General features: G+C 41.4%; 37 protein-coding genes and 3 tRNA genes. 36 read left to right on the top strand and 4 right to left on the bottom strand.

Annotation, left to right across the window (positions count from 1 at the left end):
* Window position 1 precedes the first annotated feature (1 nt).
* The 7 genes from rpsQ (at window position 2) to Q4A21_01685 (ending at window position 4,006) form a co-directional block, all read left to right on the top strand.
* Window positions 2–274, top strand: a complete 273-nt coding sequence (gene rpsQ / locus Q4A21_01715; GenBank protein MDO4902255.1) for a 30S ribosomal protein S17 — start codon at window positions 2–4, stop codon at window positions 272–274.
* Window positions 274–642 carry a 50S ribosomal protein L14 gene (gene rplN / locus Q4A21_01710; GenBank protein ID MDO4902254.1) on the top strand — a complete coding sequence of 123 codons (369 nt, stop codon included), beginning with the start codon at window positions 274–276 and terminating at the stop codon, window positions 640–642. The genes rpsQ and rplN overlap by 1 nt, the downstream gene beginning before the upstream one ends.
* Before the next feature lies 1 nt (window position 643).
* Window positions 644–907 carry a 50S ribosomal protein L24 gene (gene rplX, locus Q4A21_01705; protein ID MDO4902253.1) on the top strand — a complete coding sequence of 88 codons (264 nt, stop codon included), beginning with the start codon at window positions 644–646 and terminating at the stop codon, window positions 905–907.
* On the top strand, window positions 907–1,485 hold the full coding sequence (gene rplE, locus Q4A21_01700; GenBank protein ID MDO4902252.1) for a 50S ribosomal protein L5: 579 nt from the start codon (window positions 907–909) through the stop codon (window positions 1,483–1,485). Before rplX ends, rplE begins: the two co-directional genes overlap by 1 nt.
* Window positions 1,485–1,754: a 30S ribosomal protein S14 gene (gene rpsN / locus Q4A21_01695; GenBank protein ID MDO4902251.1), complete on the top strand. Its 270-nt coding sequence runs from the start codon at window positions 1,485–1,487 to the stop codon at window positions 1,752–1,754. Before rplE ends, rpsN begins: the two co-directional genes overlap by 1 nt.
* Window positions 1,755–1,771: 17 nt before the next feature.
* Window positions 1,772–2,173, top strand: coding sequence for a 30S ribosomal protein S8 (rpsH, locus tag Q4A21_01690; GenBank protein ID MDO4902250.1), 402 nt, complete (start codon window positions 1,772–1,774; stop codon window positions 2,171–2,173).
* 84 nt (window positions 2,174–2,257) lie between these two features.
* Window positions 2,258–4,006 carry a glycerophosphodiester phosphodiesterase gene (locus Q4A21_01685; GenBank protein ID MDO4902249.1) on the top strand — a complete coding sequence of 583 codons (1,749 nt, stop codon included), beginning with the start codon at window positions 2,258–2,260 and terminating at the stop codon, window positions 4,004–4,006.
* A 29-nt stretch (window positions 4,007–4,035) separates the two neighbouring features.
* On the opposite strand, the gene Q4A21_01680 is transcribed toward Q4A21_01685, so the two are convergent.
* Window positions 4,036–5,286 carry a hypothetical protein gene (locus Q4A21_01680; protein MDO4902248.1) on the bottom strand — a complete coding sequence of 417 codons (1,251 nt, stop codon included), beginning with the start codon at window positions 5,284–5,286 and terminating at the stop codon, window positions 4,036–4,038.
* A gap of 291 nt (window positions 5,287–5,577) precedes the next feature.
* On the opposite strand from Q4A21_01680, the gene rplF reads away from it, so the two are divergent.
* From rplF to Q4A21_01575, 21 genes are all read left to right on the top strand, one after another.
* Window positions 5,578–6,114, top strand: coding sequence for a 50S ribosomal protein L6 (gene rplF / locus Q4A21_01675; protein ID MDO4902247.1), 537 nt, complete (start codon window positions 5,578–5,580; stop codon window positions 6,112–6,114).
* On the top strand, window positions 6,114–6,470 hold the full coding sequence (gene rplR, locus Q4A21_01670) for a 50S ribosomal protein L18 (GenBank protein ID MDO4902246.1): 357 nt from the start codon (window positions 6,114–6,116) through the stop codon (window positions 6,468–6,470). Before rplF ends, rplR begins: the two co-directional genes overlap by 1 nt.
* A gap of 3 nt (window positions 6,471–6,473) precedes the next feature.
* Window positions 6,474–7,046 carry a 30S ribosomal protein S5 gene (gene rpsE / locus Q4A21_01665; GenBank protein MDO4902245.1) on the top strand — a complete coding sequence of 191 codons (573 nt, stop codon included), beginning with the start codon at window positions 6,474–6,476 and terminating at the stop codon, window positions 7,044–7,046.
* Window positions 7,046–7,510, top strand: a complete 465-nt coding sequence (gene rplO / locus Q4A21_01660; GenBank protein ID MDO4902244.1) for a 50S ribosomal protein L15 — start codon at window positions 7,046–7,048, stop codon at window positions 7,508–7,510. Before rpsE ends, rplO begins: the two co-directional genes overlap by 1 nt.
* Window positions 7,511–7,575: 65 nt before the next feature.
* The gene (locus Q4A21_01655) at window positions 7,576–8,403 is read left to right on the top strand and encodes an undecaprenyl-diphosphate phosphatase (protein MDO4902243.1); all 828 of its coding nucleotides are present in this window, start codon (window positions 7,576–7,578) and stop codon (window positions 8,401–8,403) included.
* A gap of 46 nt (window positions 8,404–8,449) precedes the next feature.
* On the top strand, window positions 8,450–9,859 hold the full coding sequence (gene secY / locus Q4A21_01650) for a preprotein translocase subunit SecY (protein ID MDO4902242.1): 1,410 nt from the start codon (window positions 8,450–8,452) through the stop codon (window positions 9,857–9,859).
* Between the two features lie 3 nt (window positions 9,860–9,862).
* On the top strand, window positions 9,863–10,567 hold the full coding sequence (locus Q4A21_01645; GenBank protein MDO4902241.1) for a class F sortase: 705 nt from the start codon (window positions 9,863–9,865) through the stop codon (window positions 10,565–10,567).
* Between the two features lie 117 nt (window positions 10,568–10,684).
* Window positions 10,685–11,629 carry an HAD-IB family phosphatase gene (locus tag Q4A21_01640; GenBank protein MDO4902240.1) on the top strand — a complete coding sequence of 315 codons (945 nt, stop codon included), beginning with the start codon at window positions 10,685–10,687 and terminating at the stop codon, window positions 11,627–11,629.
* A 161-nt stretch (window positions 11,630–11,790) separates the two neighbouring features.
* Window positions 11,791–12,051 (top strand): translation initiation factor IF-1, encoded by a 261-nt coding sequence (gene infA / locus Q4A21_01635; GenBank protein MDO4902239.1) that lies wholly within the window; start codon window positions 11,791–11,793, stop codon window positions 12,049–12,051.
* A 97-nt stretch (window positions 12,052–12,148) separates the two neighbouring features.
* Window positions 12,149–12,265: a 50S ribosomal protein L36 gene (rpmJ, locus tag Q4A21_01630; GenBank protein MDO4902238.1), complete on the top strand. Its 117-nt coding sequence runs from the start codon at window positions 12,149–12,151 to the stop codon at window positions 12,263–12,265.
* A gap of 2 nt (window positions 12,266–12,267) precedes the next feature.
* Entirely contained in the window at window positions 12,268–12,654 is a 387-nt protein-coding gene (rpsM, locus tag Q4A21_01625; GenBank protein MDO4902237.1) for a 30S ribosomal protein S13, read from the top strand.
* A gap of 21 nt (window positions 12,655–12,675) precedes the next feature.
* A complete protein-coding gene (rpsK, locus tag Q4A21_01620) occupies window positions 12,676–13,062 on the top strand; it encodes a 30S ribosomal protein S11 (protein MDO4902236.1) in 387 nt (128 codons plus the stop codon).
* A gap of 3 nt (window positions 13,063–13,065) precedes the next feature.
* Window positions 13,066–13,683, top strand: coding sequence for a 30S ribosomal protein S4 (gene rpsD, locus Q4A21_01615; protein ID MDO4902235.1), 618 nt, complete (start codon window positions 13,066–13,068; stop codon window positions 13,681–13,683).
* A gap of 26 nt (window positions 13,684–13,709) precedes the next feature.
* A complete protein-coding gene (locus Q4A21_01610; protein MDO4902234.1) occupies window positions 13,710–14,633 on the top strand; it encodes a DNA-directed RNA polymerase subunit alpha in 924 nt (307 codons plus the stop codon).
* A 1-nt stretch (window position 14,634) separates the two neighbouring features.
* Window positions 14,635–15,018: a 50S ribosomal protein L17 gene (gene rplQ / locus Q4A21_01605; GenBank protein ID MDO4902233.1), complete on the top strand. Its 384-nt coding sequence runs from the start codon at window positions 14,635–14,637 to the stop codon at window positions 15,016–15,018.
* Window positions 15,018–15,464, top strand: coding sequence for a 50S ribosomal protein L13 (gene rplM, locus Q4A21_01600; protein ID MDO4902232.1), 447 nt, complete (start codon window positions 15,018–15,020; stop codon window positions 15,462–15,464). Before rplQ ends, rplM begins: the two co-directional genes overlap by 1 nt.
* A 2-nt stretch (window positions 15,465–15,466) precedes the next feature.
* Entirely contained in the window at window positions 15,467–15,865 is a 399-nt protein-coding gene (gene rpsI, locus Q4A21_01595; GenBank protein MDO4902231.1) for a 30S ribosomal protein S9, read from the top strand.
* 74 nt (window positions 15,866–15,939) lie between these two features.
* Window positions 15,940–16,755, top strand: a complete 816-nt coding sequence (locus Q4A21_01590; GenBank protein MDO4902230.1) for an alpha/beta hydrolase — start codon at window positions 15,940–15,942, stop codon at window positions 16,753–16,755.
* Window positions 16,748–17,791 (top strand): tryptophan--tRNA ligase, encoded by a 1,044-nt coding sequence (gene trpS / locus Q4A21_01585; protein MDO4902229.1) that lies wholly within the window; start codon window positions 16,748–16,750, stop codon window positions 17,789–17,791. Before Q4A21_01590 ends, trpS begins: the two co-directional genes overlap by 8 nt.
* Window positions 17,792–18,988, top strand: a complete 1,197-nt coding sequence (locus Q4A21_01580; protein MDO4902228.1) for an RluA family pseudouridine synthase — start codon at window positions 17,792–17,794, stop codon at window positions 18,986–18,988.
* 14 nt (window positions 18,989–19,002) lie between these two features.
* Window positions 19,003–19,806 carry a hypothetical protein gene (locus Q4A21_01575; GenBank protein MDO4902227.1) on the top strand — a complete coding sequence of 268 codons (804 nt, stop codon included), beginning with the start codon at window positions 19,003–19,005 and terminating at the stop codon, window positions 19,804–19,806.
* An 87-nt stretch (window positions 19,807–19,893) separates the two neighbouring features.
* Here the strand turns inward: Q4A21_01575 and rpmG are convergent, their stop codons facing one another.
* Complete coding sequence (gene rpmG / locus Q4A21_01570; GenBank protein MDO4902226.1) at window positions 19,894–20,100, bottom strand: 50S ribosomal protein L33; 207 nt, start codon at window positions 20,098–20,100, stop codon at window positions 19,894–19,896.
* Window positions 20,101–20,533: 433 nt separating this feature from the next.
* Between rpmG and Q4A21_01565 the strand changes: the two genes are divergently transcribed.
* Window positions 20,534–21,196 (top strand): tetratricopeptide repeat protein, encoded by a 663-nt coding sequence (locus tag Q4A21_01565; protein ID MDO4902225.1) that lies wholly within the window; start codon window positions 20,534–20,536, stop codon window positions 21,194–21,196.
* 459 nt (window positions 21,197–21,655) lie between these two features.
* Window positions 21,656–21,730: transfer RNA gene (locus tag Q4A21_01560), tRNA-Glu, on the top strand.
* Between the two features lie 135 nt (window positions 21,731–21,865).
* Here Q4A21_01560 and Q4A21_01555 read toward each other — a convergent pair.
* A tRNA-Leu gene (locus Q4A21_01555) sits at window positions 21,866–21,952 on the bottom strand.
* A 75-nt stretch (window positions 21,953–22,027) separates the two neighbouring features.
* Between Q4A21_01555 and Q4A21_01550 the strand changes: the two genes are divergently transcribed.
* Window positions 22,028–23,323 (top strand): sortase, encoded by a 1,296-nt coding sequence (locus Q4A21_01550; GenBank protein MDO4902224.1) that lies wholly within the window; start codon window positions 22,028–22,030, stop codon window positions 23,321–23,323.
* Between the two features lie 3 nt (window positions 23,324–23,326).
* Entirely contained in the window at window positions 23,327–24,022 is a 696-nt protein-coding gene (locus Q4A21_01545; protein MDO4902223.1) for a SprT family zinc-dependent metalloprotease, read from the top strand.
* A 46-nt stretch (window positions 24,023–24,068) separates the two neighbouring features.
* Here the strand turns inward: Q4A21_01545 and Q4A21_01540 are convergent.
* Window positions 24,069–24,144, bottom strand: a tRNA-Thr gene (locus Q4A21_01540).
* 106 nt (window positions 24,145–24,250) lie between these two features.
* Between Q4A21_01540 and Q4A21_01535 the strand changes: the two genes are divergently transcribed.
* From Q4A21_01535 to Q4A21_01520, 4 genes are all read left to right on the top strand, one after another.
* Window positions 24,251–24,508: a hypothetical protein gene (locus tag Q4A21_01535; protein MDO4902222.1), complete on the top strand. Its 258-nt coding sequence runs from the start codon at window positions 24,251–24,253 to the stop codon at window positions 24,506–24,508.
* Window positions 24,509–24,665: 157 nt separating this feature from the next.
* The gene (locus Q4A21_01530; GenBank protein MDO4902221.1) at window positions 24,666–25,589 is read left to right on the top strand and encodes a tRNA-dihydrouridine synthase; all 924 of its coding nucleotides are present in this window, start codon (window positions 24,666–24,668) and stop codon (window positions 25,587–25,589) included.
* Window positions 25,573–25,776, top strand: a complete 204-nt coding sequence (locus tag Q4A21_01525; GenBank protein MDO4902220.1) for a hypothetical protein — start codon at window positions 25,573–25,575, stop codon at window positions 25,774–25,776. The genes Q4A21_01530 and Q4A21_01525 overlap by 17 nt, the downstream gene beginning before the upstream one ends.
* A gap of 38 nt (window positions 25,777–25,814) precedes the next feature.
* Entirely contained in the window at window positions 25,815–26,066 is a 252-nt protein-coding gene (locus Q4A21_01520; GenBank protein MDO4902219.1) for a glutaredoxin family protein, read from the top strand.

Genomic DNA, 26,066 nt, shown 5'->3' with positions numbered 1-26,066 from the left:
TATGGCGACTACTATGACTGGTATCGTTTCAAGCGCGAAAGCCAACAAAACCATTACCGTTTCTGTAACTAGCCGTGAAACACACCCAATTTACGGCAAGCAATACACTGTTACTCGAAAATACGCTGCTCATGATGAAATGAATGAAGCCGGTGAAGGCGACAAAGTTATCATCAAAGAAGTTCGACCAATCTCAAAAACCAAATCTTTTGCTTTGGTTGAAGTGGTTGAAAAGGCTCGCGGAACAATCGAGCTGAAAGAAGAGGAGGCCTAATGATTCAGCAGGAATCCCGACTAAAAGTTGCTGACAACAGCGGTGCGAAGGAAATCCTTTGTATCCGCGTTCTCGGTGGCTCAAAGAGGCGCTACGCACGAGTTGGCGATGTTATCGTTGCAACCGTAAAAGACGCCAACCCAACTGGTAATATCAAGAAAAAATCTGTTGTTAAAGCAGTTGTGGTACGAACTCGCGATCAAATTCGCCGAAAAGATGGTTCAACTATCTGCTTCGACGAGAATGCCGCAGTTATCATTGGTGAGGACAAAACACCAAAAGCAACCCGCGTATTTGGTCCAGTTCCGCGAGAACTTCGTGACCTTGGTTATAACAAAATTATCAGCTTAGCACCGGAGGTTCTATAATATGGCAGTCAACGGAATTGTAAAAGGTGATACAGTTGTAATCATCAGCGGAAAAGATAAAGGCGCAACTGGTGAAGTTGTAAAAGTTCTGCCTAAAAAGAACGCATTTTTGGTTGAAGGTATCGGTAAAAAACACCGACACATTAAGCCAAATCAATTCAATCCTCGTGGAGGTGTAAAGGACATTCATGTCCCAACTCCTGCTCACAAGGTTAAAAAAGTAGAGGCTAAAAGCGCTAAATCAAGCAAAAAAGGAGATAAATAATGGCTAAAACTACTGTTTATGTTCCACGCTTGAAAACTCTTTACAAAGAGCAATTTGTTAAAGAACTCCAAAGCGAACTAGAGCTAACAAATATTCACCAAGTTCCAAAACTTGAAAAAATCGTTGTTAGCGTTGGAACTGGTAAGAAAAAAGATGACAAGCGTTTCCAAGATTTAGTAAAAAACACTATTACTAAAGTTACTGGCCAAACTCCAGTTGAACGCTTGGCAAAGAAATCTATCGCGACTTTCAAGATTCGTGGTGGAATGGGTGCGCCAATCGGTTACAGCGTAACACTTCGCGGTGACAGAATGTACGAATTCCTCGATCGCCTAACCAATGTGGCATTGCCTCGCGTGCGAGACTTCCACGGTGTTGGCGCAAAAGGCTTCGACAAGGGCGGAAATTACAATCTCGGTATTCTCGAGCAATCGATTTTCCCAGAGTTGAATTTCGAAGAAACCCAAATTCTTCACGGTCTACAAGTCACTTTTGTGATTAAAAACCAAGATGCGGCTCATTCTCGAGCACTTCTTGAAAAATTCGGTATTCCATTTGAGAAGAAAGGAAAAGCGTAATGGCTAAGAAATCAATGATTGCAAAAGATCTAAAACGCAAGAAAATGATCGAAAAATACGCCGCAAAGCGCGCCGAATTGAAGGCTGCTGGCGACCAAGAAGGTCTTCAGAAATTGCCTCGCAACTCATCACCAACTCGCCACAAAAACCGAGACAACTTCGATGGTCGTCCACGCGGTTATATGCGACGCTTTGGTATGAGCCGTATCACATTTCGAATTAAAGCCTCAAAGGGTGAAATCCCTGGCGTAACAAAGAGTAGTTGGTAGGAAAGGAGAACAGAATAATGTCATTACAATCAACTGACCCAATTGCTGACCTTCTTACCCGCATTCGAAACGCGGCTTTGGTCGGAAAAAATGAAATTCGAGTTCCAAGTTCAAAATTGAAAAAAGTTGTCGCTGAAGAACTCGCAAAGGCGAACTACATTGAATCAGTTTCTGTTGAATCCGCAAAACCTCGTGATATCTTGGTTGTAAAAATCAACAAAGATGGCGAAGTTGCTCGCTTCAACGAATTGACTCGAATGAGCAAGCCTGGACGCCGAATGTATGTTGGCGTAGAAGAAATCCCACGCATCAAATCTGGTCGCGGAATGGTTCTACTTTCAACTTCAAAAGGTGTTATGAACGGTTTCGAAGCCAAGAAACAACGACTTGGTGGCGAACTCCTCTTGAAGGTTTGGTAATTTACCAAATTTCAGCAAAAATCACTCGCAGAAATGTGGGTGATTTTTGATTTTTGGCGTAAAATATGCTAAAATTATTTAATAATGTTAAAGACTTTAATAGCCAATTCTTGGCAAAATATCTATCGTAATAAGTATGGTTTCTTGATTGGCGGGTCGCTACTCCATTTTTTTATGACGGTTGCGGGAGTGGGGCTTTTGTCTGTTATGTTCCGTGGGATTTTGCTTGTTTCTGGGCAACCCAATTTAACTAAAGATAACCTTGGCGCATTTTTGTCCAGCCCTTTAAGCATTTTAGCGTGGATTTTTTACCTGATAGCAGTAGCGTTTTTGACTTTTGTGGAATTTTCTTTTTTGATAACTTTGATAGAATCTCGCCGTACGGGCAGTGGATTTTCATTCAAAAAGGTCTTTTCTCAAACGCTCAAGAATATGAAGTCGCTGGTTTTGGGTGGGCAAATTCCATTTTTCTTGGCGTATTTTGTGATTATGATCCCGTTTGGTAATCTAGGACTAAATTCAGTTCTGCTGAACCAAATTAAAATACCTGATTTTATTATTGGTGAACTCTTCAAGAGCGAGTCGGGGGCGCTTATGTCGGTTTTGCTGTTTGCAGGTGTGTTTTATCTTAATCTGCGACTGATTTTTACTTTGCCTTTGTCGATTCTTAGTAAAAAATCTCTTGTTTCTAACATTAAAAAATCGTGGCAAATTACACGCCGCAACAAACTTAAAATTATTCTGGCGATTGGATTTTTCAATGTTATTCTGGCATTTGTAGCGCTTGGCATTATGGCTATTGTAGGTATTACTCTTGAGAAATTCGCGCAGAATCTTGATTTTTGGCTTTCTAAGACGATTTTTTATACAACTTTAGATGCGGTCAGTTTTGGATTTTTAATGATGAGCAAAATCACTATCGTGGTGGTGCTTTTGAATTATCTGAATGCTTCGACTCTCATAAAAGAAACTCACAAAGAAAGAAAAAAGCGATCAAAGTTATTGGTGATAACGGTTTTGATCTTATTTATTGGATCAATTGTGAGTAATGCGGTGAAAATTTATTACGCTCGCCCCAATAAAAACATCTTGAATATTGCTCATCGTGGTGATATTTACGGTGGAGTGGAGAATTCTCTCGAAGCGCTAGAGTCCGCCAAAAGCAAAGGCGCTCATCTGGTGGAGATGGATATTCAATTGACGCGCGATGGCCATTTTGTGGTAGTTCATGATACTAACCTCAAGCGTTTGACGGGGCAAGATCTGCGGGTCGGTGATTTGACTTTGGAGCAGATTCAAGCACTTAGAATTTCTGATGGTAATTTTGAGAGTAGAATTCCTACCTTTGAAGAATTTGTTGCTCGCGCTAAGAGCCTGAAGATCGGTCTTTTGATTGAGATCAAAACGCACGGGCAGGAGCCTGAAAATCTGCCACAACTCTTCATTAAAAAAGTTCGAGATCTGGGAATTTCTAAAACAGAGAGAGTTATGTCGATTGATCTTGGCCTGATTTCTAAGATTGAGCGCTTGGCACCAGAGATCAAGACTGGTGGCGTGATTCCGCTGATTTTTGGTGATTTTGGTCGGCTGAATTTGGATTTTTATGCTGTTGAGGATTTTTCTTTTAGACCAAAATTTATAAAGAGATCAAAGAACAAAAAACTAGAGATTTTTGTGTGGACAATTAATGATCGTGAGCGGATTTCTCGCTATATTCAATCTGAAGTTGATGGCATTATAACAGACAGGCTTGATTTGGCTGAACAAATTCAGCATGAATTTTCTAGGGATAAATTTGGTGATTTTGTGAGATTTTTAGAATTTAGGCGATAAAAAACCCGCTTACTGAAGCGGGCTAGGAATCAGCGGACGGTTTCTCGATTAATATACTTTGCCTGAACTTCAAACAGATCGTAAAATCTAGCAGACAGCGCATAAATCTCACGCACTTGGTCGTTTTGAACATCCTCGATCGATGGCTCTGTGGCCGAGCAAATTTCAGCAAAAGTTCTTCTTAGACTCAAAAAGTTAAGATACGGAATTTCGAAATTTTCTCGATAGGCCTTGATTGCATCAATCAGATCTGGCGTTAAAATCGGGAACCCATATCTGTCGCCAAAATTTTCTAATTCAATATTCATCCGCGCGTGAGATTTTTTCAATATGCGGATTTTATTGAATGCTTTGCCGCGATACGCCTTGGTAATACCGTGGGTGTATCTGTTGGATGGGAAGAATAGGTGATGAATATTGCTTTCACCATCTCGATTTGACTGAAATCCTTTGGGGAAATTCTGAATTTCTCGAGTCAGATTAGCAATTTCCTCTTGCCAGTTATAATCTCTGGACAGTGCGCCCATCTTAGCGTTGAGGCCCTTGCTAATTGCCACGATTCTGCGTCGTTCTTTGCGTAACTCTTCCAGAACTCGAAATCTCGGATTATCGTCACGGATACCTTCGAATTCGATTAACTTTTCAAAAAATCTCGCCGCGGGATTTTTCAGAATTCCACGCTCTTTGAGCCAGATCCACTTCCAAAATTCAATCCTAAAAAGATGCTTAAGGCTTGAATACATCGGATAATAATGGAGTAAAATATCGTTTTCCAGAAAATCCATAAAACTCTCTTCGATATTATCGATTCCAATTTTATCTAGGAAATATTCATAAAAACTTGGCTTATTTATACGATTCTTTAATATCATAGAGTCTATAAACTCGCGCAAAAGTTCTTCTGGTAAAACTCCAGTAATAAGAAGGCTGACGACCTCATTTAGCCCTTCTTGAGTAAAAATATTGAGCGACACAGCCAGAATCTCAAGGGTTTCTGTGTCTAATGAGCAGAGTGCTTCATTGCTACGCCAGCCTAATTTTTTGTTAGGGTCATAGATGTCGCGCCTAGCAGAAAGAGATAGAATTGTTGAAATCTTGCTTATCTCTTCATCAGTGGTCGGTCTCGGCAAAGATAAAAGTATGTCTTTTACTGATTCATCGACTTCTGCGCTCAGAAATTTTTCTACATTAAACGCGGAACTATAAAGTCTTCCTCGTTTGACAACTTCGCAAACAGGCTCCAAGAGCGCTGGATGCTGATACGCCATTATTAGTTTCATAAGAAACCTCCTCTTTAAATGTTCTTGCCGAAGCAAATTTAATATAATTTTACAATATTTTCACTAAAATTACAAGCGAACAAAGCCGATCGGTTATTATTTGAAAAAATTTACTCAGATTGTGAAATAAAGTTTTTTAAAAGCCAGTAAAAACTATTGATTTTTTAGTAGTATTATGATAAACTGGAAAAGTTAATAATAATGCGAGTGAAATTTGGGAGATTTTGCGCCTCGAAGCAATTCGAAAGCACAACAAAACAAAAATCACTCTTTAATGAAAGGAAAAGTTCAATGAGTCGAATCGGAAAACTGCCTATTGAGGTACCAGCCGGCGTGACAATCACGATTGACGAGAACGAGATTTCAGTTAAAGGCGCTAAGGGCGAATTGACTGTGCCTCATCTCTCAGATGTCGAGGTTTCTCTCGAAGAGGCTACTCTCAAGGTTGTTCGAAAAAATGACGAACGCGTAGCCCGAGCACAACACGGTCTACAACGAGCCCTTTTGAATAACGCCGTTACTGGCGTAACTAAAGGTTTCGAAAAGAAATTGGAAGTTAACGGAGTTGGTTTCCGCGTCCAAACTAACAACCCACAGGAACTTGAGATGCAACTTGGCTTCTCTCACCCTGTAATCTACAAAGCAAAAGATGGTATTACTTTGTCTAATGACAAAATGATTATCACTGTTGCCGGAATTGACAAACAAGCCGTTGGTCAAACCGCTGCAGAAATTCGTGCTTTGAAGAAGCCTGAACCATACAAGGGTAAAGGTATTAAATATGTTGACGAAGTAATCTTGCGCAAAGCAGGAAAGGCAGGTAAATAATGTCTAAGGCTTTAGTAAAGAAGAATTTGAATAAATCTCTTCGAAAGAACCGCGTTCGCGCAAAAATTTCAGGAACTGCTGAACGACCACGCCTAACCGTGACTATCAGCAACCTTCACGTTCAAGCCCAAATCATCGATGATGTTGCGCAAAAAACTCTTGTTTCTGCGACAACTGTTGGTTCAAAATTGAAGGGTTCGAAGACTGAACTTTGCGCTAAAATTGGTGAAGAAATCGCCAAAAAAGCAAAGAAGGCTAAAATTAATTCAGTAGTGTTCGACCGAAATGGTCGCCAATACGCAGGTCGACTTTCCGCACTTGCTGACGCTGCTCGAAAAGAAGGATTGGAGTTTTAATTTATGGAAAACCAAAAAACTCAAAACCGAGCACCACGCGCTAACAATCGCGGCGGTAAAAACAATGAACGCCGAGGCCGACGCAATGAGCAGCCTCGCGAAGAAAAACAATTTGAAGAATTGGTTATCAATATCGACCGCGTTTCTCGCGTGGTAAAAGGTGGTCGCCGATTCCGCTTTAAGGCTCTTGTTGTTGTGGGTGACCGCAAAAACAAAGTTGGCGTTGGTGTAGCCAAAGGTCAAGATGTGACTGCGGCTATCGCAAAAGCAACCAATGTCGCAAAGAAGAATATGGTTGAAATCGCTCTCGAAGGCGACACGATCCCACACGAAGTTGAGAAAAAAGTTACTGGTGCGCACGTTCTTTTGAAGCCTGCCGCTCCTGGTACTGGTATTATCGCTGGTGGTGTTGTTCGACAAATTATCGGCGTAACTGGCGTTCGAAATATGCTTTCAAAATCGCTTGGTTCAACCAATAAAGTGAACATCGCTTACGCAACTGTTGATGCTTTGGCGAGCCTTGTTCCTAAAAATCAGTGGCTAAATGCCCCAAAAGCAAAAAAGGAGACTAAGTAATGAAATACAATGAACTCCAAGTAGAAGCCAACAAAAAGCGAATCCGCGTTGGTCGCGGTATCTCGGCTGGTCGCGGTAAAACTGCCGGCCGTGGCACAAAAGGTCAGGGTGCTCGAACTGGTAAAAAACTTCGCCCAACCTTCCAAGGTGGACAGAACTCAATCGTTAAGGCTACCCCAAAGATCAAAGGTTTCAAATCTTTGGCAAAACCTGCGCAAGTTGTTTACCTTGACCACTTGAATGATTTGGCTGGTGATGTTGACAACTTCCGATTGTTTGAAGAAGGCTACATTGCAACACCTTTCCATAAGGTTAAAGTCATCGCTCGTGGTGAGTTGAACGAGAAGGTTAACTTGAAGGTTCAAGCCGCTTCGAAATCTGTTATCGCAGCAATTGAAAAGGCTGGTGGTAAATTCGAAAAGGTTCCTACACCTCTTAAAACCAAAGCAGCCGACGTTGAATAATTAGAATAAAGCAGTCCTCAAAAGGGGCTGTTTTATTTTTACCGAAAATAATGTATAATAGGCTTATGGATATTTTTGAATTGCTAAAAATTGTGACGGTGAGCGTGATCGAGGGCGTGACTGAATGGTTGCCTGTTTCTAGCACTGGACATATGATTTTATTTGATGAACTCGTGAAATTCCGTTTTACGGATGATTTTAAGAGCCTGTTTTTGGTCGTGATCCAACTTGGAGCAATCTTAGCAGTTGTGTATCTTTATTTTGAAAAATTAAATCCATTTTCTAGCCTTAAAACTCGATATGAGAAACATAAAACTTGGACTTTATGGCAAAAAGTTCTCGTGGCAAGCATCCCGGCGGCGATACTTGGCTTTTTGCTTGATGATTTTATTGATGCAAAATTGATGAACGCATGGGTTGTGGCTGGGGCACTGATTGTTTATGGTGTGTTGTTCATTGTTATCGAAAGAATCTATAAGGTCAAAAAAATCCAACCTAAGACTAAAGATTTGGGTGAGATTTCTTATCTCGATGCGCTCAAAGTTGGTGGGTTCCAATTGCTTGCTCTGATTCCTGGAACTTCTCGGTCTGGTTCGACTATTTTAGGGTCAAGAATTCTTGGTCTTTCTCGAGAAACTGCTGCGGAATTTTCGTTCTTTATGGGTATTCCTGTGATTTTCGGCGCGAGTTTTTTGAAGATTGTTAAATTCGGATTTAATTTTACGCTGAATGAAATTTCTTATCTGATTTTTGCTACAACTTTGACTTTTTGGGTTTCGATTTTTGTTATAAAATTCTTGATGAAATTTATCAAAAAGCACGACTTTCAGGCTTTTGGATGGTATCGAATCGCTTTGGGTGTGATTGTGCTTATATTTTTCTTGATGAAATAGCGTTTTTGTCTTTTTTTCAAGAGAAGAATGTGGTAAAATAGTTGTTATGAAATGGAAGACTATATTTAAATCACTTAAAAACAAGGATATGCAAAAGCGCGTATTCGGCGTGATTGGTATAATTGTTATTTACCGATTTTTGTCACATATACCTGTGCCTTTGGCAGAACCTACCCAACTTAAAGATGTTGTTTCTAAAGCAATCAACTCTACTGATCTTGGTGGAATCTTAAACTTACTGTCCGGCGGGGCGTTAACGCAATTTTCTATTATGCTTGTTGGTCTTTCACCATTTATTACAGCATCAATCATCTCGCAACTTATGACTAAGGCTATTCCTGCGTTGGAGGAAATGAGTAATAACGGTGAGTCTGGCCGTCAGAAAATTAATCAATGGACTCGAATTATTGCCGTGCCGTTAGCGATTGTTCAGTCTATCGCATATATTTTCATTCTTCAAAGTACCGTCCTTCAAAACAATACAACTGTATTTGAGGGTATGTCGCAACTCGACTGGATTGTGGCGGTCGCCTCGATGAGCGCTGGATCGATTCTTTTGATGTGGCTTGGTGAACTTATCACTGAAAAAGGTGTCGGTAATGGTATCTCTTTGATTATTTTTGCTGGTATTGTGGCGCAACTTCCTGCAACTCTTGGAACTTTTGTTGCTTCACTTGGAGATACTTCTACTTATGGAAAAATGAGCATCTTTAACTGGTTTAGCCTGCCTGTAAATCCTGTGGCGTTCTGGATTATGGTAGTTATGCTTGCTGTCGGTATAATTTTGCTATATATTCTTGTTAAAATTAACGAAGCGCAACGCGTGGTAACTATTAATTACGCCAAGCGTGTTCACGGCAACTCAACCTATGGTGGTATTAAGAGTATTTTGCCAATTAAAATGATTGTGGCGGGTGTCGTTCCGGTTATCTTTGCCGTGTCGTTCCTTAGTCTTCCTGCCTTTATTGGGCAAGTTATGAAGTCTTCCAATACTAATACGCAATTGGCCGACAAACTTATAACTTGGTTCCAAGCACCAAACCCAGGATCTTTCACTGGTCAAACTTGGGAAGCGTTTATATATCCAGTCGTTTACTTTATTTTGATTGTGGCATTTACATATTTCTACACTTCTATTGTATTTAATTCTAATGAAATTGCTGAAAATCTCCAGAAACAAGGTGGATTTATTGAGGGTGTGCGACCAGGTGTTAAGACTGCGCATTTTTTGAATGGAATAGTTAATCGACTCAACCTATTTGGCGCTTTGGCGCTTGGCTTGATCTCGATTATGCCGTTTGTAGCGGATTATCTGCTTTATCACTGGGCGCAAGTCCAAAATAGTAACTTATCAATTGGTGGAACAGGGTTGTTGATTGTAGTCACTGTTGCGCTTGAGACACTTCGAAGTCTTGGCTCTCGCGCAATGATGGTTACTTACGATGACTATAAATAAGAGATGATTGTTCGAAGAAAAAAATCAAAAGTTAAAATTATATCTTGGATAATTTTAGCGATTGCGTGGGTTGGTCTGATTGTTTATTCTGTGAAATATTTCATAGATCAAGGTAATAAGACGCCCACAGTAAATAATCCAACCAATTCTTTAGTTGCTGAAGGTGATAATACTCGTGTTGACGAAACTCCAATCACCGAAGAGAAGAAGGTTGAATGGACGGTCCCTGCGACCCACCCAAGATATATCTCAGTGCCAGAACTTGGCATAAATAAAGCAAGAATTGTCCCACTGAATGTCGTCAAATCAACTAATCAATTAGATGCGCCAGTTTCAATTTATGATGCTGGATGGTATGTTGGCAGTGCTAAGCCAGAAAACAACGGCACGGGTGCTTTGTTGTTGGATGGGCACAACGGCGGACCTAACTTTGATGGCATTTTCAAGAAGTTAGGTAAACTAAAAAATGGTGGAAGAATTATCATCGAGCGAGGCGACGGGCAAATTTTTACATATGAAGTCAAAGATAGCCGAGAAATGTTAGTCTCAGACATAAACGATCCCAAAAATCCATACGGAATGTCCACGATGCTTAACTCTCACGAGCAGGGAAAGCAAGGACTCAACGTTATTACTTGCGTTGGTCAATGGAATGAACGTGAGCAGACTTACAACAGTAGAGTTATGCTACGAGCGGTTCAAGTTTAGTTGATAAACATAAAACTCTTTCGAAAATTAAGCGAAAGAGTTTTTATTTTAATTCTTAATCTGATAAAATAGTGACAGAGCCTTGCTCGAAATTTTACAAATAGGGAGGATTTTCTAATGGGGAATCTGGATAAAACAAAAATTGCTTTCTTTGATATTGATGGAACAGTATCGAAGCGACCACTACCTGAGCAGGCGCTAAAGGTTCTTGACGGGCTAAAAAGACATTTTAGTGAGATTAAAGATGATTACGATCTTCGCTTAAAGCAAGATATGCTCGGTAACCATCTCGAAGCCGCCAAGAAAAAATATCGAGAAACCAATGACGATGCGGATTTTGGCGAATATAGCCATCAGCTTGTAGGGTACCTGATGAGCTCGCTTAATCGCTACTCTCTCGATGAGCTTCGCGATGTGGCTCAAAAAGCGGTTGATCGTGCGCTTTATTACGACTTCTCGGTTGAGCTTATCGAAGTTCTTAGGAGTGAAGGATATAAACTGATTGCGATTTCTGGTTCTCCGCAATTTTTAGTTGATGCCTTTGTTGAAAAATTTAATTTTGACGGAGGCGTCGGGCAAATATTTATTCAGGATCCTCAAGATCTAAGATATAAGCCGGTCGGTCCAGAAACTTATCACAACAAAGATAAGATTATCCGTGATTTTTTGCGCGAAAACTACGATCTTTTAAGTGGGCATTATCGCTCTAAATGTTGGGATGATTTTAAGATTGTTGCAGTTGGCGATACTGCTGGCGATTTTGAAATGCTAAAATTGGCAGAAATCGCCTTCGCGATCAATCCATCTAGTGGCTTACTCGACAAAATCTCGCAATCTTGGGATAGCCAAAAGCGGTTTTATTCAGTTCAAGTTGCCAAAAACTCGGCTTTTGCGGCTAATCTTACAGATACACACAGAGTATTTTCTGTTCAGGGTTCGGTTCTGTCTGTGTCACAAACTAATATCCTTCATAAGAAGGCTGATTATGCCAACTTTACATCTGATGTTCTTCGAAAAACTGAAGAGGATATAGATATTGATAGAATGATTCGTGGGGATTAAGTCGACATTCTTAAGAATCGCAGTAGAACATTGCAGAAAATCCTTTAATCTAAATTTTCGCTCAGAGACATTCTGGGCGTTTTTTATTTTTCTAAAAACCAAAATATTGTAAAAATTACTCTTGACTTTTACTTTAAAATAAGATAAAATGGGAAAGATTTATGGCTCAAAAAGAAGTAATTAAATTGGAAGGAAAAATCGTGGAGGCTTTACCTAACACGCAATTTAAGGTTGAACTTCAAAATGGGCATACAATCATCGCTCACATCAGCGGAAAAATGCGCAAGCACTACATCCGTTTGGTTCCGGGCGACAGAGTGGAAGTAGAGTTGACCCCTTATGATCTCACGAAGGGCAGAATCAGCTTCCGACTCCGAGACGAAAAGCAATCGGCTACCAATCCGACTGCTCGCAAGCGATAAATTCGAAATTATATTTCGCCATTTTATAAATGGCTTTATATTGTTTTGGAGGCTTGCAGATAATATTAACTAAAGGATAAGGAGTTTTGAAACACTTATGAAAGTTCGTGCAAGTGTTAAAAAAATCAGTCCTGATGACAAAATTGTTCGCCGTAAAGGTCGACTATACGTCATCAACAAGAAAAAACCTAAGAATAAGCAAAGGCAGGGTTAAATATGGCTCGAATCGCAGGTGTAACAATCCCAGCGGAAAAGCAAGTTTGGATCGCTTTGACATATATTTATGGCATTGGGCGAACAACTGCTAAGACCATCCTTGCGGCGGCTGACATTGAGCCGACCACTCGGGTGAAAGATCTCACCGAGGCTGAAGAACAGAAACTACGTGAAATCATCGACAATGATTACACTGTAGAAGGTGATCTGCAACGCCTCGTAGCAAACAATATCAAACGTCTAAAAGACATTAACAATTACAAAGGTATGCGACACAAAGCAGGCTTGCCTGTGAACGGTCAGCGAACACGAACGAACGCACGAACTCGTAAGGGTCGCGCAATCGCCGTTGGTGGCGCTCAACCTAAAGCAGCAAGTAAGACCTAAGATTAAGGAAGGAATAGGAAAATGGCAGAAAAAGTTAGTCGTAAAAAACAGCGCCGATCTGTTCCGTCAGGTCAAATGCACATTCAGGCAACCTTCAACAATACCATTATCACTTTCACTGATAAAAAAGGTAACGCGTTGGCGGCTTCAAGTGCAGGTGCTTGTGGCTTTCGAGGAAGCAAAAAAGGTACTGCTTATGCAGCCCAAGTTGCTACCGAAAAAGCAGCAGAATCAGCAAAGACTCTTTACGGTCTTGGCTCAGTAGATGTTTTCGTGAAAGGTGTTGGACTCGGTCGTGACTCAGCGATCCGTTCACTTTCAAACTTGAACATCAATGTAGATAGTATTAAAGATGTGACTGGCGTTCCACATGGTGGCGTTCGTCCAAAGAAAGCAAGGAGGGCTTAATTTATGGCTCGAGATAGGTCTCCGATTGTTAAACAATCACGCCGAGAAGGCTATGCCCTTCATCCAAAGGCAGCCAAAATTATGGCGCGAAAAAGCGGAATTCCTGGTCAGCACTCTGGCGCTCGACAAGGAAAACCAAGCCTTTACGCAATCCAATTGCGTGAAAAGCAAAAAGTTCGCCGATTGTATGGTCTTTTGGAAAAACAATTCGCGCGTCTAATGAAAGAAGCATCTCGTCGAGAAGGTTTGGCTGGTGAAAACTTGCTTCAACTTCTTGAACTTCGACTTGACAACGCAGTTTACCGAGCAGGTTTCGCAACTTCACGCCGACAGGCTCGACAGTTGGTAAGCCACGGTCACTTTATGTTGAATGGTCGCCGAGTTGATATTCCATCAATTCGCGTAAAAGTTGACGACGAAATCGTTGTTCGACCAAAAAGCCAAAAATCTGGCTATTTCGCAAATCTTGAAAATGTTGTTGCTGATGCTGACGCTCAACCAAAGAGTTGGCTCAAGGCTGACAGCAAAAAAATGACAGTTAAAATCACTGGTCTTCCAAAACGAGAAGAAGCAGAAACTGGCATCAACGAACAGTTAATCGTCGAGTACTACTCACGATAAAAAAGGGTAAGGAGCTAAAAGTTTATATGTCAAAATTAATTCATAATCCAGCGCTTGCTGAGATTCAGGATATCAACGAAACTTCTGCAACTTTTGTTGTGAAGCCTCTTGAGCCTGGATACGGCAATACGCTCGGAAACAGTTTGCGACGCGTTTTGCTCTCAAGCATTAACGGCGCTGCAATTACTGCTTTTAAGATTGAAGGTGTGAGCCACGAGTTCACTTCTATTGATGGCGTCAAAGAAGATGTTGTTGATATTATGCTCAATCTTAAGAATATCAAATTTAAGGCTCATACTGACAGCCCGGTTGAACTTCGATTGGAAAAATCTGGCGCTGGCGTAATCACTGCTGGTGATATTACTGCCAATGCTGATATGGAAGTTGTAAATCCAGATCAAATCATCGCAACTATTGATGATGCGAAAACCAAAATCGTTATGGATTTTGTTGTTGAATCTGGCCACGGCTATAAAACTATCGAGGAATCAAGCGAAGATCGAATTCACAGCGATATGATTGCTTTGGATGCGATTTTTAGCCCAGTTCTTCGAGTTCGATACAAAGTTGACAACACTCGCGTTGGGCAAAATTCCAACCTTGACCGTCTCGACATCACAGTCGAAACTGACGGCTCAATTACTCCACGCGACGCTTTCGAGCAGGCTGCTGCGATTTTAGTAAACCAATATTCTGCACTCGCCGGCTCAACAACTATGGAGGCTGCGCCTGCTCTTGGTGATGAAAAATCTGACGAAGCAAGCGAACTTTTCACTCCAATTGAAGACTTAAACTTGACGGCTCGAACAACAAATGCGCTTGTTAATAACAACATTCGCAATGTTCACGATTTGATTAACCTTACCGAACAAGATTTGCGTGAACTCAAAGGCTTTGGAAGCAAGGCACTTGATGAAGTTAAAGATAAAATAGCGGAGTTAAATTTATAATATGCACCGACATGGATATAAAGGGCGAAAATTTGGTCGTGAACGCGATCAACGCCGCGCACTCCTCAAAGGCTTGGCTACCTCGTTAGTGATTCACGGCAAAATCGAAACAACTTTGCCAAAAGCCAAAGAGACATTGCGCTACACAGAAAAATTGATCACCAAGGCTAAAAAAGGTGATCTTCACAACCGCCGACAGATTATTGCTAAACTTGGCAACATCGACGCAGCCAACAAGTTGGTTGATGTGATCGCGCCACAGTTGACTTCTCGAAATAGCGGACACCTTCGAATTGAGAGAACTCGAATTCGCCGCGGTGACGCTGCTGAGATGGCGACAATTGAATTTGTTGACGAAATTAAACACAACAAGGAGGATAAGTAATGGCTGTTAATGCAAAAACTTATTCACAAAAACCGACAGAAGTCAGCCGAAACTGGCTTTTGATCGACGCCGCTGAAGCGCCAACTCTTGGTCGCCTAAGCGCATTTATTGCCAAGGCTTTGATGGGCAAAAATAAAGCGACTTACACACCGCACACTGATGGTGGAGATTTCGTTGTAGTTATCAATGCTGAAAAAGTTAAAGTAACAGGCAATAAAGAAGAAGATAAAATGTACTACCGCCACAGCGGTTTCCCAGGTGGTTTGAGCGAGGCTTCTCTTAAAGAACTTCGAGCCAAAACCCCTGAAATGATCATCGAAAAGGCTGTTTATGGAATGCTTCCAACAAACAAACTTCGAGATGACCGAATGAAACGGTTGAAGGTTTATGCAGGTAACGAGCACAATCATGCTGCGCAAAAACCACAGAAAGTTGAGGTTAAATAATTATGGCTGAAGCAAAATATTTCTACGGTCTTGGACGACGCAAATCCGCAACGGCACGCGCTCGACTTTTTGCGGGTAAAGGTAACATTACAATCAATGATAAGCCTGCTGCGGAATATTTCAGCAATAACAAATCTCAATTGGCTGAAATTACCGACCCACTTGCGCTCGTAGCCAAACAAAACGACTACGATATCACAATCAAAGTGAATGGCGGTGGTCTTGCTGGACAAGTTGACGCAATTAAATTGGCTATCTCGAAAGCCCTAACAGTTGCGCACGCCGACCTTCGACCAGTTTTGAAGAAGGCAGAACTCTTGAAACGCGACCCTCGCGAAAAAGAACGCAAGAAATATGGACTTCGATCTGCTCGAAAGAAAGAGCAATTCTCGAAGCGTTAATCCACGGAAAGCAATCATCGAAAGGTGGTTGTTTTCTTTTGCGTTTAATTAGAAAAAGTGGTATAATTTAAGATATGTTTGATAAATTTCTTCATAAAAATCTTGGCTTGGCTTATCGCCTGAATCTGGAAGTTTTGCGACTTCAAGAAGATAGTCTGGCGACGGTGGTTTTTGTTCATGGAATCGCAAGTTCTACTGAAATGTGGAGCGAAGCAGAAGAGCGAATCGACGGAAATTTTGACCTTTATGCGGTGGATTTGCTTGGTCACGGAAATTCACCCAAACCAATTTGGGGCGGAGTTCAGAATTTAGAAAATCAAGCCAAGTCGCTCAAAAAAACACTTTCAAAAATCAAAAAAGCAGGAAAACCACTTTTTATTGTTGGTCACTCGATGGGCGCGTTAGTGACTGCAGAATTGGCTAATAATTGGCCTGATTTTGCGGATGGAATCTTCTTGCTCTCACCACCAATTTACCTACCTGAAGAGATTAAGAGCGGCATTCAAGAAAGAATCTTGAAGAGTGGCTATAATAGAATTTACACCGAGCCAGATCAGAGTATAAACTTTATTAATAGCGTGATCGACCGAGGCATCGTGGCGGTGAACAGGTTTGATAGTCAAGAGGACTTTCGCCCGATCAGAAAATCGCTTCGAGATGCAATTATAAAGCAAGACACTTTCAATAAACTTCTCGAAATTTCAACTCCGACCAAAATAGTTTATGGCATTCTTGACCCTGTTGTGATTGGGGCTAATATCAGAAGACTTGGTCGGCAGAACAAAATGATCTCAACCAAGCGAGTTTTGGCGAGTCACGACCCGACTATCGTGATGATGAAAGAAGTTTCAAGCGGAATTAATAAGATTTTGAAGGAGAAAGATGAGTAAAAAGATTATTTTGACAGGCGATAGACCGACTGGACGACTCCATATCGGGCATTTTGTAGGGAGTCTAAAAAACCGTGTAGAATTACAAAATTCTGGCGAATTCGATGAAATATTTGTGATGATTGCCGACGCACAGGCACTTACTGATAACGCCGACAATCCAGAAAAAGTCCGCAATAATATTCTCGAGGTGGCGCTTGACTACCTTGCGGTTGGATTGGACCCGCAAAAAACAACAATTTTCATCCAGAGCCAAATACCTCAACTACCAGAATTGGCGCTCTACTACTCCAATCTCGTATCTATCGCACGACTTGAGCGCAACCCAACAGTAAAGACTGAAATCAAGCAAAAAAACTTCGGCGAAGGCGTGCCGGCAGGCTTTGTCTATTATCCGATTTCTCAAGCAGCAGATATCACGGCGTTCAAGGCTACAACCGTTCCAGTTGGCGAAGATCAAGCCCCAATGATTGAACTTACTCGCGAGATTGCCCGTTCTTTCAATCAAACATATAACACCGAAACACTTGTCGAGCCAGAGATGTTCTTGTCTGCGGAAGGCGCTTCTCGTCGTCTTCCTGGCATCGATGGAGTCAACTCCAAGATGAGCAAGAGCCTCAATAACGGCATTTATCTGGCTGACTCTTTCGAAGAAATGAGCGCCAAAGTGATGAAAATGTATACAGACCCTGACCATATTCGTGTCCAAGATCCCGGCAAAATCGAGGGCAATGTCGTATTTGCTTACCTCGATGTTTTTGCCAAAGATAAAGAAAAGGTTGCTGAAATGAAAGCGCACTATCAGCGTGGCGGACTTGGCGATGTGGCTGTCAAGCGATATTTGATCGAAGTTTTGGATGAATTTCTCCGCCCGATTCGCGAGCGCCGAGAAGAACTCGCCAAAAATCCAGAGGCAGTTATGGAAATTTTGCGTGCGGGTACTCTTAGGGCTGAAAAGTTCGCCGCTCAAACTTTGCGCGAGGTCAAAGATGCTATGAAGATTAACTATTTCAACAAGGAAAGGCGAGAAAACTAGATGGCAAAGTTCAACTCTTGCGATATTTTGCGCATTTTGCGAAAGTTCGGCGAAGCGGGTGAAGAAAATGTCCCTCGCCATATTGAAGATGTCAAGAAAAAAATAGTTGACGAGTTTTCAGAACTTTTCACCTTTAAATTTAACGGGCAAAAATATTTTCTGATTAATGACGGTACGGCGGAAGACGACGAATTTTACATTCACGAGCTTCTTCGCAAAAATTTTGGCGAAATCGAGGGTGAACTTCTCGCCAGCCCGATCGACGATTTTGGCGGCTTTGCGTTGCCATTTGAGGGCAAGGATATCTATCTTTTCAAAAATATTCCGAGCAAAATTCGCCTCGACGTGGTTCTTGCTGAAAAAAATCCAGAACTTTCGCGCGCCACAATTCAAAAATATATCAAAAACGGCTACGCCAAAATCAATGGCAAAATTGCCGAAAAACCTCGAATTTTGGTCGGAAAATTCGATCAAGTTGAACTTGAAATTCCGGAAAATTCTAAAAAATCTGAGACTTTCGAAATTATTTTCGAAGATGAAAATATCATCGCGATCAACAAACCGCGCGGAATTTTGACACACTCCAAAGGTGTTTTGAACGACGAATTTACTGTGGCAGACTTTTTCGCTGAGAAGGGCGCGCAATTCGCCCGTGAGACTAACCGCGCCGGAATCGTCCATCGCCTCGACCGCGAAACTTCGGGCGTGATTGCTGGCGCCAAAACCGATGCTGCGGCCAAAAAACTTCAAAAGCAATTTTCTGAACGTACCGCCAAAAAGACTTATTTTGCCATCGTAAAGGGTAAATTGAAGCAAAAAAAGGCTCTCATCGACCTACCGATCGCGCGCAATAACTCCGCGCCAAGCACTTTTTTGGTTAATATCAAGGGTAAGCCGGCGCAAACCGCGTATGAAGTTCTCGCCGAAAACGACAAATTCTCGCTTATCAAATTGATACCAAAAACCGGCCGCACCCACCAACTCCGCGTTCACCTCGCATATCTGGGAAGTCCGATTCTCGGCGACCGCGTTTATGATAAAACCATTTCCAAAAAAGAGCTCGAGGATCGAATGTTCCTCCATGCGGCGAGCCTCGAAGTTTCGATTCCGCCAAAAAATGAGGGCGAAAATTCTCAGCGCGTAGTTTTTGAAGCGCAACTGCCTCCAGAATTTGACACCAAAATATCAGAAAATTAAGTCGAAGGAGAAAGATGACTTCAAAAAACCATTTTTTGAACCAAATCGTAGCCCAAGCCCACGCCGTAATCGTCGAAATTCCGCGTGGCTACGGCTTTGATTTCGCTAAAAAACAGATTGAGTTTCCGGCAGAGTCAAACATTTTGGATTTCTACCCGACAATTCATGACAAGCAAAAAACCGAGATAATCAATACCGACGATATTGAAACTTTACGCACAAAACTACGCGGCAAGAGTCAAAAAAGACAATTCGTGATACTTCACGAGGTAGAAAAAATGAACGAAGCCGCGCAAAATAAATTCCTGAAATTGCTGGAAGAGCCAAGAGGTAATCTTAACTTCATACTATTAACAACACTTAGCGACAATCTTCTCCCCACGGTCAAGTCACGCGCTCAAATTGTCAAAATACCTCCAACGAGTCGAGAAAATTCAGAAGAAATTCTAAATAAATTAAAGATTGACGACACCAAGCGGCGGCAGATTTTGTTTTTAGCAGAAGGCTTACCTGAAGAAATTGAACGGCTTGCTACAGATAAAAAATATTTTACCGCCACTCTCAAAAATATAGAAACCGCCAAGCAGTGGTTGAGCGGTAATGATTTTGACCGTTTGGTGATGGCGGCGAAGATAAAATCTGATCGCGAAGCAGCGCTGAATATGCTCGAAAGCCTAATTAAGATATCATGCGCCACGATCAATGAAAGCACAGCGGCGCGTACAGCAAGACAGTTGCGCAAAATTCTGCAAGCCTACAATAGAATATCAAAAAACGGTAGTGTTAGGGCAGAACTTTTGAGGCTAATCTTGTCTTAGCCGCGCTGACTAAATGCTCTATTGTAAGTATAAAAACGCTCAGCGATTTACAAAAACACCCCGACTTGATAGAAGGGGTGTTTTGTTTTAGCCTTTACGAGGTTTAACTTCGTTTCGACCAAGGTTTTTCTTAGTTTCTTCAAAGATTTCGTGCTTGCGAGTCTTTGGGTTGTATTTTCGCAAAGATAATTTTTCAGGAGTGTTCTGAGTGTTTTTGCGAGTGTAGTAAATTCGGAGGCCGGATTCTTTGCCGACAAGACCGATAATCTTTCGTTTCGTATTCTTTTTAGCCATAATCTCTCTTAAATTTATTATTTACAATTCTTAACTATTTTATCACAAACAAACGATAAAAGCAAGCCACTTTTTATATATTGACTAAACTATAATATTATGATAAAATAACTACATGAATACTTTATTAAAATCACTAAAGGTCTATCTATCAACAGATAACGACAGAATTTTTCTTCAAAGAACTTATTTAATATTAAGCATTTTTTGTTTTATGTTGTCAAGTTTTGTTTCTATCTTTAACAATGATTTTGGGCGGAATATTTTACTGTTTTCCGTAAGTTCTGCTGTGATTTTCCTACTCAACGCTATCATTTCCGTTCTTTCGAAAGCAATGTTCGAGTTTTACTTTAATAATCCAAACAATAAAAACGCTTCTTCAAAAAAGAAAAAATAATTTGCTCAAAATAAATAAGCGTGATATAATTGAAGAATGATTGTTTTGGTTTTTTTGACGGCTTTAGTCATCTATATAACATTAAAAACACCTTTGGATGATACTGCACGCAATTTGTTGCCCGATAATATTTCGCTCAAAATTGATCGAATGTGGAAGATGGCACAAGAGGCGATTATCGATAAAAAATATCTGCGCGCGGAGAAGATTTTGCTTACAATATTGCGTTTTGACGAGAAAAATGCAACCGCCTATAACAGACTTGGAATTATCTACGCAGGGCAAAAAAATTATGAAGAAGCGATTGAATGCTTTGAGATTGCGCAAAGTCTTGAGAGTTCACCGTCAAGCCTTCATAATGTAGGATTGATTTATTTGGAGACCGGAGACTTTACTAAGGCGGCTCTGGCGTTCGAGCAGGCAATCAAGATGGAGGACAACTTACCAACTCGCTATATTGCTTATTCTCGCGCGCTTCAAGGGCTAGAGAAGGACAAAGCAGCAATCGCCGCCATGGAGAAGGCAGTAGAACTTGACGGCCGCCCGCAAAATCTTCGCCAACTTGGACAATTATATCTTAAAGCCGAGCAAACCGACAAGGCTCAAGAAATCAAAGAGCGCTTGGATCAAATCACTCAAACACGCCAAAAACTTCAGCAAAAGCTAACAGAAAACTCCAGCGCTAAAATCATTAATTAAATCTCCTCCGGGGGTTTAATTTTTTGCTAAAAAAAGAAAAAGCAGACTCTGGAAAATCTGCTTGAGAGAGGTATCTTCGAAATAGTTGATAGATGGCATGTTTCGAAGAGAAGAAAGATACTAGTAACTGTCAAATTCAGACAGGATATAACCCATATCCGATGATTGCTGTTTGATGTCACCATCGTAAACGAGTTGATACTCGCCGTAAGACGTTTCCACGACTTCGAGTAGTCTACCATAAGCCATACGGCTTTTGATTATTGCCATATTTTCACCCCATTTCTTGGCAATTTAGAGATATAAATCCTGTTATTTTATATCTCTCGCCGACTTTATAGAAACTCATTCCAGTGAGCTTTTATAAAATCTTATCTTTCGACTTTTATAATATATCATGATTTTACTAAAAAGTCAAGAGTTGACTCATACTTAGGTTTTTGATAAAATAAAGGCATTGGCCTCATCGTCTAACGGTTAGGACATCAGGTTCTCATCCTGGCAATCGGGGTTCGATTCCCCGTGAGGTCACCAAACTGGATCAGTATCACTGTTTTGCAAACCAAAGCAGTGATTTTTATTGCTTTTAGGTCGCATCTCTGGACGGGTGCGACTTTTTATTTTAACAAAAAAGAGATGATAACTTGATTTGTCATCATCTACTTTTTGTGGTACCGCGAGCCGGACTTGAACCGGCACGAACTATTGTTCACCAGATTTTGAGTCTAGCGTGTCTACCAATTCCACCATCGCGGCAAAGTGGTAATGTTTTGTTATTTACTCAAAACTATTTCTATTGTATAATAGAGTAAAGGAAAAATCAAGTATTTTATGGACAATAATTCAAATTCTAATCAAAAACCTCTCACTGCTCCACCTAGGCAACAGTCTAGCAATCTTAGCGAGCGCCAAAGGCAGGCGCTTCTCAATCTTCAGCGCGAAAAGTTGGAACAAATTTATAGTGGAAGGAGCCGGTTCTCTACACCACAAACAACACCAGTCTCTCGCACGGAGACGGTTGTTTCGAGCGCAAAATCCAACTTGGCGGAGCAATTCAGAAATAATACTCCAACCGCTCCAGCACAAGTTCAAAATAATCAGACACAAAATCAGCAAAATACCTATATCAAGCAAAACTCACAGACACCAAGAAATTCTCATCAACCGCAACAATTTCAAGCACACGGCGAGGCTTGGAAAAAATATCACGCCGCTTGGCAGAATTATTACCAAAAATATTATGAAAAGTACTATTCTGCAGCATTAGAATATCATAAAAAATCCACACCAGCCATCCAACCAGAAGTGGCTGAAGAATTGACCGAAGAACAAAAAAAGCAAAGGGCTCTCGCACAACTTAAAAAAGACATTGCCGACAGAGCCCGCAAACAGACGGAAAGAGTTAGAAAATCCCGCCATTTTGTGCCTATTACTACAGCTTTTGTAGTAGTTGCTACATTCTTGTTCTTACAATATAATCGCTTAATCTTTGCTAGCGTTGAAGCATATATCAAGCCCAATAACCCTTCCGAGCGCCAAACTATCCAAACGCCAAACGCCAAGATTGAAGTTTCCGCAGACCCAAAGATTATTATCCCTAAAATCAATGTTGACGCACCTGTGGCGTATGGTATTGGCAACGACGCAAAATCTCAGTTAGACGCAATGAACAACGGACTTGCGCACTTTGCAATCCCTGGCGCCAATAGCGTTCCGGGCCAAATTGGCAACACGGTGATTTCCGGACACTCTTCTAACGACCTTTTTGATGGCGGTGATTATAAATTTATTTTTGCCCAACTGGAAAAGTTAAAAGAAGGCGATATAATTTACGCCAACTATCAGGGTAAGCAGTATTCTTACGCCGTGAGAGAATTTAAAGTTGTTATGCCAAATGAGGTGAGTTCCGTCATCAGAAACGACGGTAAACCTTGGCTCACACTTATCACCTGTACGCCGCTTGGAACTGCGCAAAAGCGACTTTTGGTGTTTGCCGAGCAGATTTCACCAGATCCAGCCGCCGCAGCGCCAGCAGAGCAGAGTTCTGCCAATTTGAGTGAGCCGGCTGAAATTCCCCGCAACTCAAAAACCTTTTTCGAAAGGCTCTTCTCTTGGGATTGGAGTTAAGTTTTGGCGATTTTTGACCCAGAATTTGGCGAAATTAAAGTCAGGCGCTCCAAATTGGCCCGCAAATTCAAGATATACGTAGGCGTTGATGGTATTTTGCGGGCTTCGATTCCGTATTATTCGCCAGAATTTTCAATTTCGAGGCTTATTCGACATAATCGAGAAGAGATTAGAAGACTAATGAGCGACCACGCTGGGCGCAATCTTTATCGTGACGGTCAGCAGATTGGGCAAAACCACTGGCTGGTTTTTAGGCAAAGAGTTGATTTTTCTGCCGAACAAAAAGTAAAAATTGATATTTCCGCAAATCAAATTATAGTTTTTGCGCCAGAATTCGACAGTATTCAAACTCAGGCCGAAATTAGAAAGAACATCAGTAAAATACTCCGCAAAGAAGCAAAAACTTACCTAACCAGAAGAGTTGAGGTGCTCGCCAAGAACGGCGGGTTTATTTTCGAAAAATTAAGATTTTCTCATACCGCAACACGCTGGGGGAGTTGCTCCTCACGCGGGACGATTTCTCTCAACATTGCGCTAATGAATTTACCCCTACACCTGATAGACTATATGATTATCCATGAACTATGCCACCTCCGACAGATGAACCACTCGCCTGCTTTTTGGGCGGAAGTTGAAAAATATTGCCCCGACTACAAAAAATGCGTTCAGGAAATGAAGCAATTTTCACCAATGATTTAATTTATAAAATAAAAACGCTCCAAGGCGCTTCGCAAAAATAATACCGTGGAGCCACGAACGGGGCTTGAACCCGTGACCTCATCCTTACCATGGATGCGCTCTACCAACTGAGCTATCGCGGCACTTTTTAGAGTATAACATATAGCGCAAAAAAAGTCCATAGGTTGAAGCTTGGAGCATAAAATGATAAAATAGGGATACACAGTCGAGTATCTTGACATTTCGAATATGCGAAAAATTATCTTCAGGACAGGAGTAACTAGATATAATAGACTATCCAGAAAGATCACAGTCGAGATCAATGAAGTTGGACTCAACAATCCAATGGAAAATGATTATAATTCAACGCTGATTTATCTTATCAATCTATGCCATTACTCCAACATTCCGTACGACAGTTTCGAAATTTCTCCCAAGAATAATCCAGAGAAGTTCAGGCAAGAAAAAGACAGGATTGTCGCTGAACTCAGAAAACTCGTCGAATAACATAATTTCGTCAGCTGAATGCTGGCGATTTTTATTTGTGTTTTATAGCTTTTTATGTTAAAATTAAACAATGAAACACGACTTTTGGCAAGAAATTATCTCAAAAACTGGAACTTTTGCGGACGGGCGATGCAAGCCGTTTTTCTCGCTCGCACCGATGGAAGCGGTCACAGATGTGATATTTCGACACGTAGTGGCTGAGGCAGCGCGCCCAGATGTTTTTTATACGGAATTCACTAACTCGGCGAGTTATTGCAGTGAAAAGGGCGAGCATTCAACGCGCGGGCGACTTCACTTTACCAAGGACGAACAACCAATCGTGGCGCAAATTTGGGGATCCAAGCCAGAGAACTTCTCTCAAATGGCAAAAGGCTTGGCTGAAATGGGCTATAAAGCCATCGACATAAATATGGGCTGCCCCGACAAGGCGGTAATTAAGAGCGGGGGAGGAAGTGATTTGATCAGAAATCCAGATCTCGCGGCAGAAATTATTCAAGCAACCAAGAAGGGCGGGCTACCTGTTTCCGTTAAGACACGCTTGGGTTTCTCTAAAACTGACGAGTGGCGCGATTGGCTGGCCCATCTGCTCAATCAAGATATTGCCGTGCTGACAATTCATCTCAGAACTAAAAAAGAAATGAGTAAAGTCGAGGCTCATTTTGAGATTATTCCTGAAATCTTGGCGCTTCGCGATGAAATCGCACCTAACACCCTCATCCAGATTAACGGTGATATTTTGAGCATCGAACAAGGGCTTAAACTCGCAGAAAAACATCCCGGCATCGACGGAATTATGATCGGTCGTGGCGTTTTTCACAATCCATTCGTTTTCGAAAAAGAAGCAAAAAATCATTCCAAGGACGAACTTCTCGGTCTGCTCAAACTTCATCTTGATATTTTTGACGAATATGCGACCCGATTCGAGATTCGAAAATTCGAGCCGCTTAAACGATTCTTCAAAATTTATATCAGAGAATTTGACGGAGCAAGCGACCTTCGCGCAAGGCTGATGGAAAGTAAATCAACAGCAGAAGTGCGCCAAATTTTAGTGGAATTCGAGCAAAATGCCGCGCAAGAATAACAAATCCCGCCCAAAGTTCCAGCGCTTCGAGATGAATGCGCCACGCAGTAATAAAAAGCGCTACCCCAATCAGCGAGAAGCACAAAAAGCCGTCGAATACTTGTCTTTAACTCGTGGCGTGGAGTTGGAAATTTACCAAGATATCGACGGCGGTTGGTATTTGACCAGCAAGAATAAGCAATTTTAGCGTGGAAAATATAATCCCAATATGTTATAATAATACCTATGGAAAAGAAAATAACAATCTACACAACACCTTGGTGCGGATACTGCTCCGCTGAAAAAGAATGGCTCGACTTCAATAAAATCCCTTACGAAGCCAAAGATGTCGAGGCTGATCCAGAGGCATTTGCAGAACTTCAAGCCAAAATGGGCGGACAGTTCCGTGGCGTGCCAGTGACCGACATTGACGGACAATTGGTTCTTGGCTTTGATCGAAATAAACTTCGAGAATTGTTGGGAATTTCTCAATTCTAA

The sequence above is a fragment of the bacterium genome (assembly GCA_030530825.1).
Taxonomy (GTDB): Bacteria; Patescibacteriota; Saccharimonadia; order Saccharimonadales; family Saccharimonadaceae; genus Nanogingivalis.
This window is presented reverse-complemented; position numbering and strand designations above follow the sequence as displayed.

What these genes read in the sequence shown, in the direction of transcription:
- rpsQ (MDO4902255.1), top strand. Translation starts at nt 2, where the DNA reads ATGGCGACTACTATGACTGGTATCGTTTCAAGCGCGAAAGCCAACAAA.
- rplN (MDO4902254.1), top strand. Translation starts at nt 274, where the DNA reads ATGATTCAGCAGGAATCCCGACTAAAAGTTGCTGACAACAGCGGTGCG.
- rplX (MDO4902253.1), top strand. Translation starts at nt 644, where the DNA reads ATGGCAGTCAACGGAATTGTAAAAGGTGATACAGTTGTAATCATCAGC.
- rplE (MDO4902252.1), top strand. Translation starts at nt 907, where the DNA reads ATGGCTAAAACTACTGTTTATGTTCCACGCTTGAAAACTCTTTACAAA.
- rpsN (MDO4902251.1), top strand. Translation starts at nt 1,485, where the DNA reads ATGGCTAAGAAATCAATGATTGCAAAAGATCTAAAACGCAAGAAAATG.
- rpsH (MDO4902250.1), top strand. Translation starts at nt 1,772, where the DNA reads ATGTCATTACAATCAACTGACCCAATTGCTGACCTTCTTACCCGCATT.
- Q4A21_01685 (MDO4902249.1), top strand. Translation starts at nt 2,258, where the DNA reads ATGTTAAAGACTTTAATAGCCAATTCTTGGCAAAATATCTATCGTAAT.
- Q4A21_01680 (MDO4902248.1), bottom strand. Translation starts at nt 5,286, where the DNA reads ATGAAACTAATAATGGCGTATCAGCATCCAGCGCTCTTGGAGCCTGTT.
- rplF (MDO4902247.1), top strand. Translation starts at nt 5,578, where the DNA reads ATGAGTCGAATCGGAAAACTGCCTATTGAGGTACCAGCCGGCGTGACA.
- rplR (MDO4902246.1), top strand. Translation starts at nt 6,114, where the DNA reads ATGTCTAAGGCTTTAGTAAAGAAGAATTTGAATAAATCTCTTCGAAAG.
- rpsE (MDO4902245.1), top strand. Translation starts at nt 6,474, where the DNA reads ATGGAAAACCAAAAAACTCAAAACCGAGCACCACGCGCTAACAATCGC.
- rplO (MDO4902244.1), top strand. Translation starts at nt 7,046, where the DNA reads ATGAAATACAATGAACTCCAAGTAGAAGCCAACAAAAAGCGAATCCGC.
- Q4A21_01655 (MDO4902243.1), top strand. Translation starts at nt 7,576, where the DNA reads ATGGATATTTTTGAATTGCTAAAAATTGTGACGGTGAGCGTGATCGAG.
- secY (MDO4902242.1), top strand. Translation starts at nt 8,450, where the DNA reads ATGAAATGGAAGACTATATTTAAATCACTTAAAAACAAGGATATGCAA.
- Q4A21_01645 (MDO4902241.1), top strand. Translation starts at nt 9,863, where the DNA reads ATGATTGTTCGAAGAAAAAAATCAAAAGTTAAAATTATATCTTGGATA.
- Q4A21_01640 (MDO4902240.1), top strand. Translation starts at nt 10,685, where the DNA reads ATGGGGAATCTGGATAAAACAAAAATTGCTTTCTTTGATATTGATGGA.
- infA (MDO4902239.1), top strand. Translation starts at nt 11,791, where the DNA reads ATGGCTCAAAAAGAAGTAATTAAATTGGAAGGAAAAATCGTGGAGGCT.
- rpmJ (MDO4902238.1), top strand. Translation starts at nt 12,149, where the DNA reads ATGAAAGTTCGTGCAAGTGTTAAAAAAATCAGTCCTGATGACAAAATT.
- rpsM (MDO4902237.1), top strand. Translation starts at nt 12,268, where the DNA reads ATGGCTCGAATCGCAGGTGTAACAATCCCAGCGGAAAAGCAAGTTTGG.
- rpsK (MDO4902236.1), top strand. Translation starts at nt 12,676, where the DNA reads ATGGCAGAAAAAGTTAGTCGTAAAAAACAGCGCCGATCTGTTCCGTCA.
- rpsD (MDO4902235.1), top strand. Translation starts at nt 13,066, where the DNA reads ATGGCTCGAGATAGGTCTCCGATTGTTAAACAATCACGCCGAGAAGGC.
- Q4A21_01610 (MDO4902234.1), top strand. Translation starts at nt 13,710, where the DNA reads ATGTCAAAATTAATTCATAATCCAGCGCTTGCTGAGATTCAGGATATC.
- rplQ (MDO4902233.1), top strand. Translation starts at nt 14,635, where the DNA reads ATGCACCGACATGGATATAAAGGGCGAAAATTTGGTCGTGAACGCGAT.
- rplM (MDO4902232.1), top strand. Translation starts at nt 15,018, where the DNA reads ATGGCTGTTAATGCAAAAACTTATTCACAAAAACCGACAGAAGTCAGC.
- rpsI (MDO4902231.1), top strand. Translation starts at nt 15,467, where the DNA reads ATGGCTGAAGCAAAATATTTCTACGGTCTTGGACGACGCAAATCCGCA.
- Q4A21_01590 (MDO4902230.1), top strand. Translation starts at nt 15,940, where the DNA reads ATGTTTGATAAATTTCTTCATAAAAATCTTGGCTTGGCTTATCGCCTG.
- trpS (MDO4902229.1), top strand. Translation starts at nt 16,748, where the DNA reads ATGAGTAAAAAGATTATTTTGACAGGCGATAGACCGACTGGACGACTC.
- Q4A21_01580 (MDO4902228.1), top strand. Translation starts at nt 17,792, where the DNA reads ATGGCAAAGTTCAACTCTTGCGATATTTTGCGCATTTTGCGAAAGTTC.
- Q4A21_01575 (MDO4902227.1), top strand. Translation starts at nt 19,003, where the DNA reads ATGACTTCAAAAAACCATTTTTTGAACCAAATCGTAGCCCAAGCCCAC.
- rpmG (MDO4902226.1), bottom strand. Translation starts at nt 20,100, where the DNA reads ATGGCTAAAAAGAATACGAAACGAAAGATTATCGGTCTTGTCGGCAAA.
- Q4A21_01565 (MDO4902225.1), top strand. Translation starts at nt 20,534, where the DNA reads ATGATTGTTTTGGTTTTTTTGACGGCTTTAGTCATCTATATAACATTA.
- Q4A21_01550 (MDO4902224.1), top strand. Translation starts at nt 22,028, where the DNA reads ATGGACAATAATTCAAATTCTAATCAAAAACCTCTCACTGCTCCACCT.
- Q4A21_01535 (MDO4902222.1), top strand. Translation starts at nt 24,251, where the DNA reads ATGCGAAAAATTATCTTCAGGACAGGAGTAACTAGATATAATAGACTA.
- Q4A21_01530 (MDO4902221.1), top strand. Translation starts at nt 24,666, where the DNA reads ATGGAAGCGGTCACAGATGTGATATTTCGACACGTAGTGGCTGAGGCA.
- Q4A21_01525 (MDO4902220.1), top strand. Translation starts at nt 25,573, where the DNA reads ATGCCGCGCAAGAATAACAAATCCCGCCCAAAGTTCCAGCGCTTCGAG.
- Q4A21_01520 (MDO4902219.1), top strand. Translation starts at nt 25,815, where the DNA reads ATGGAAAAGAAAATAACAATCTACACAACACCTTGGTGCGGATACTGC.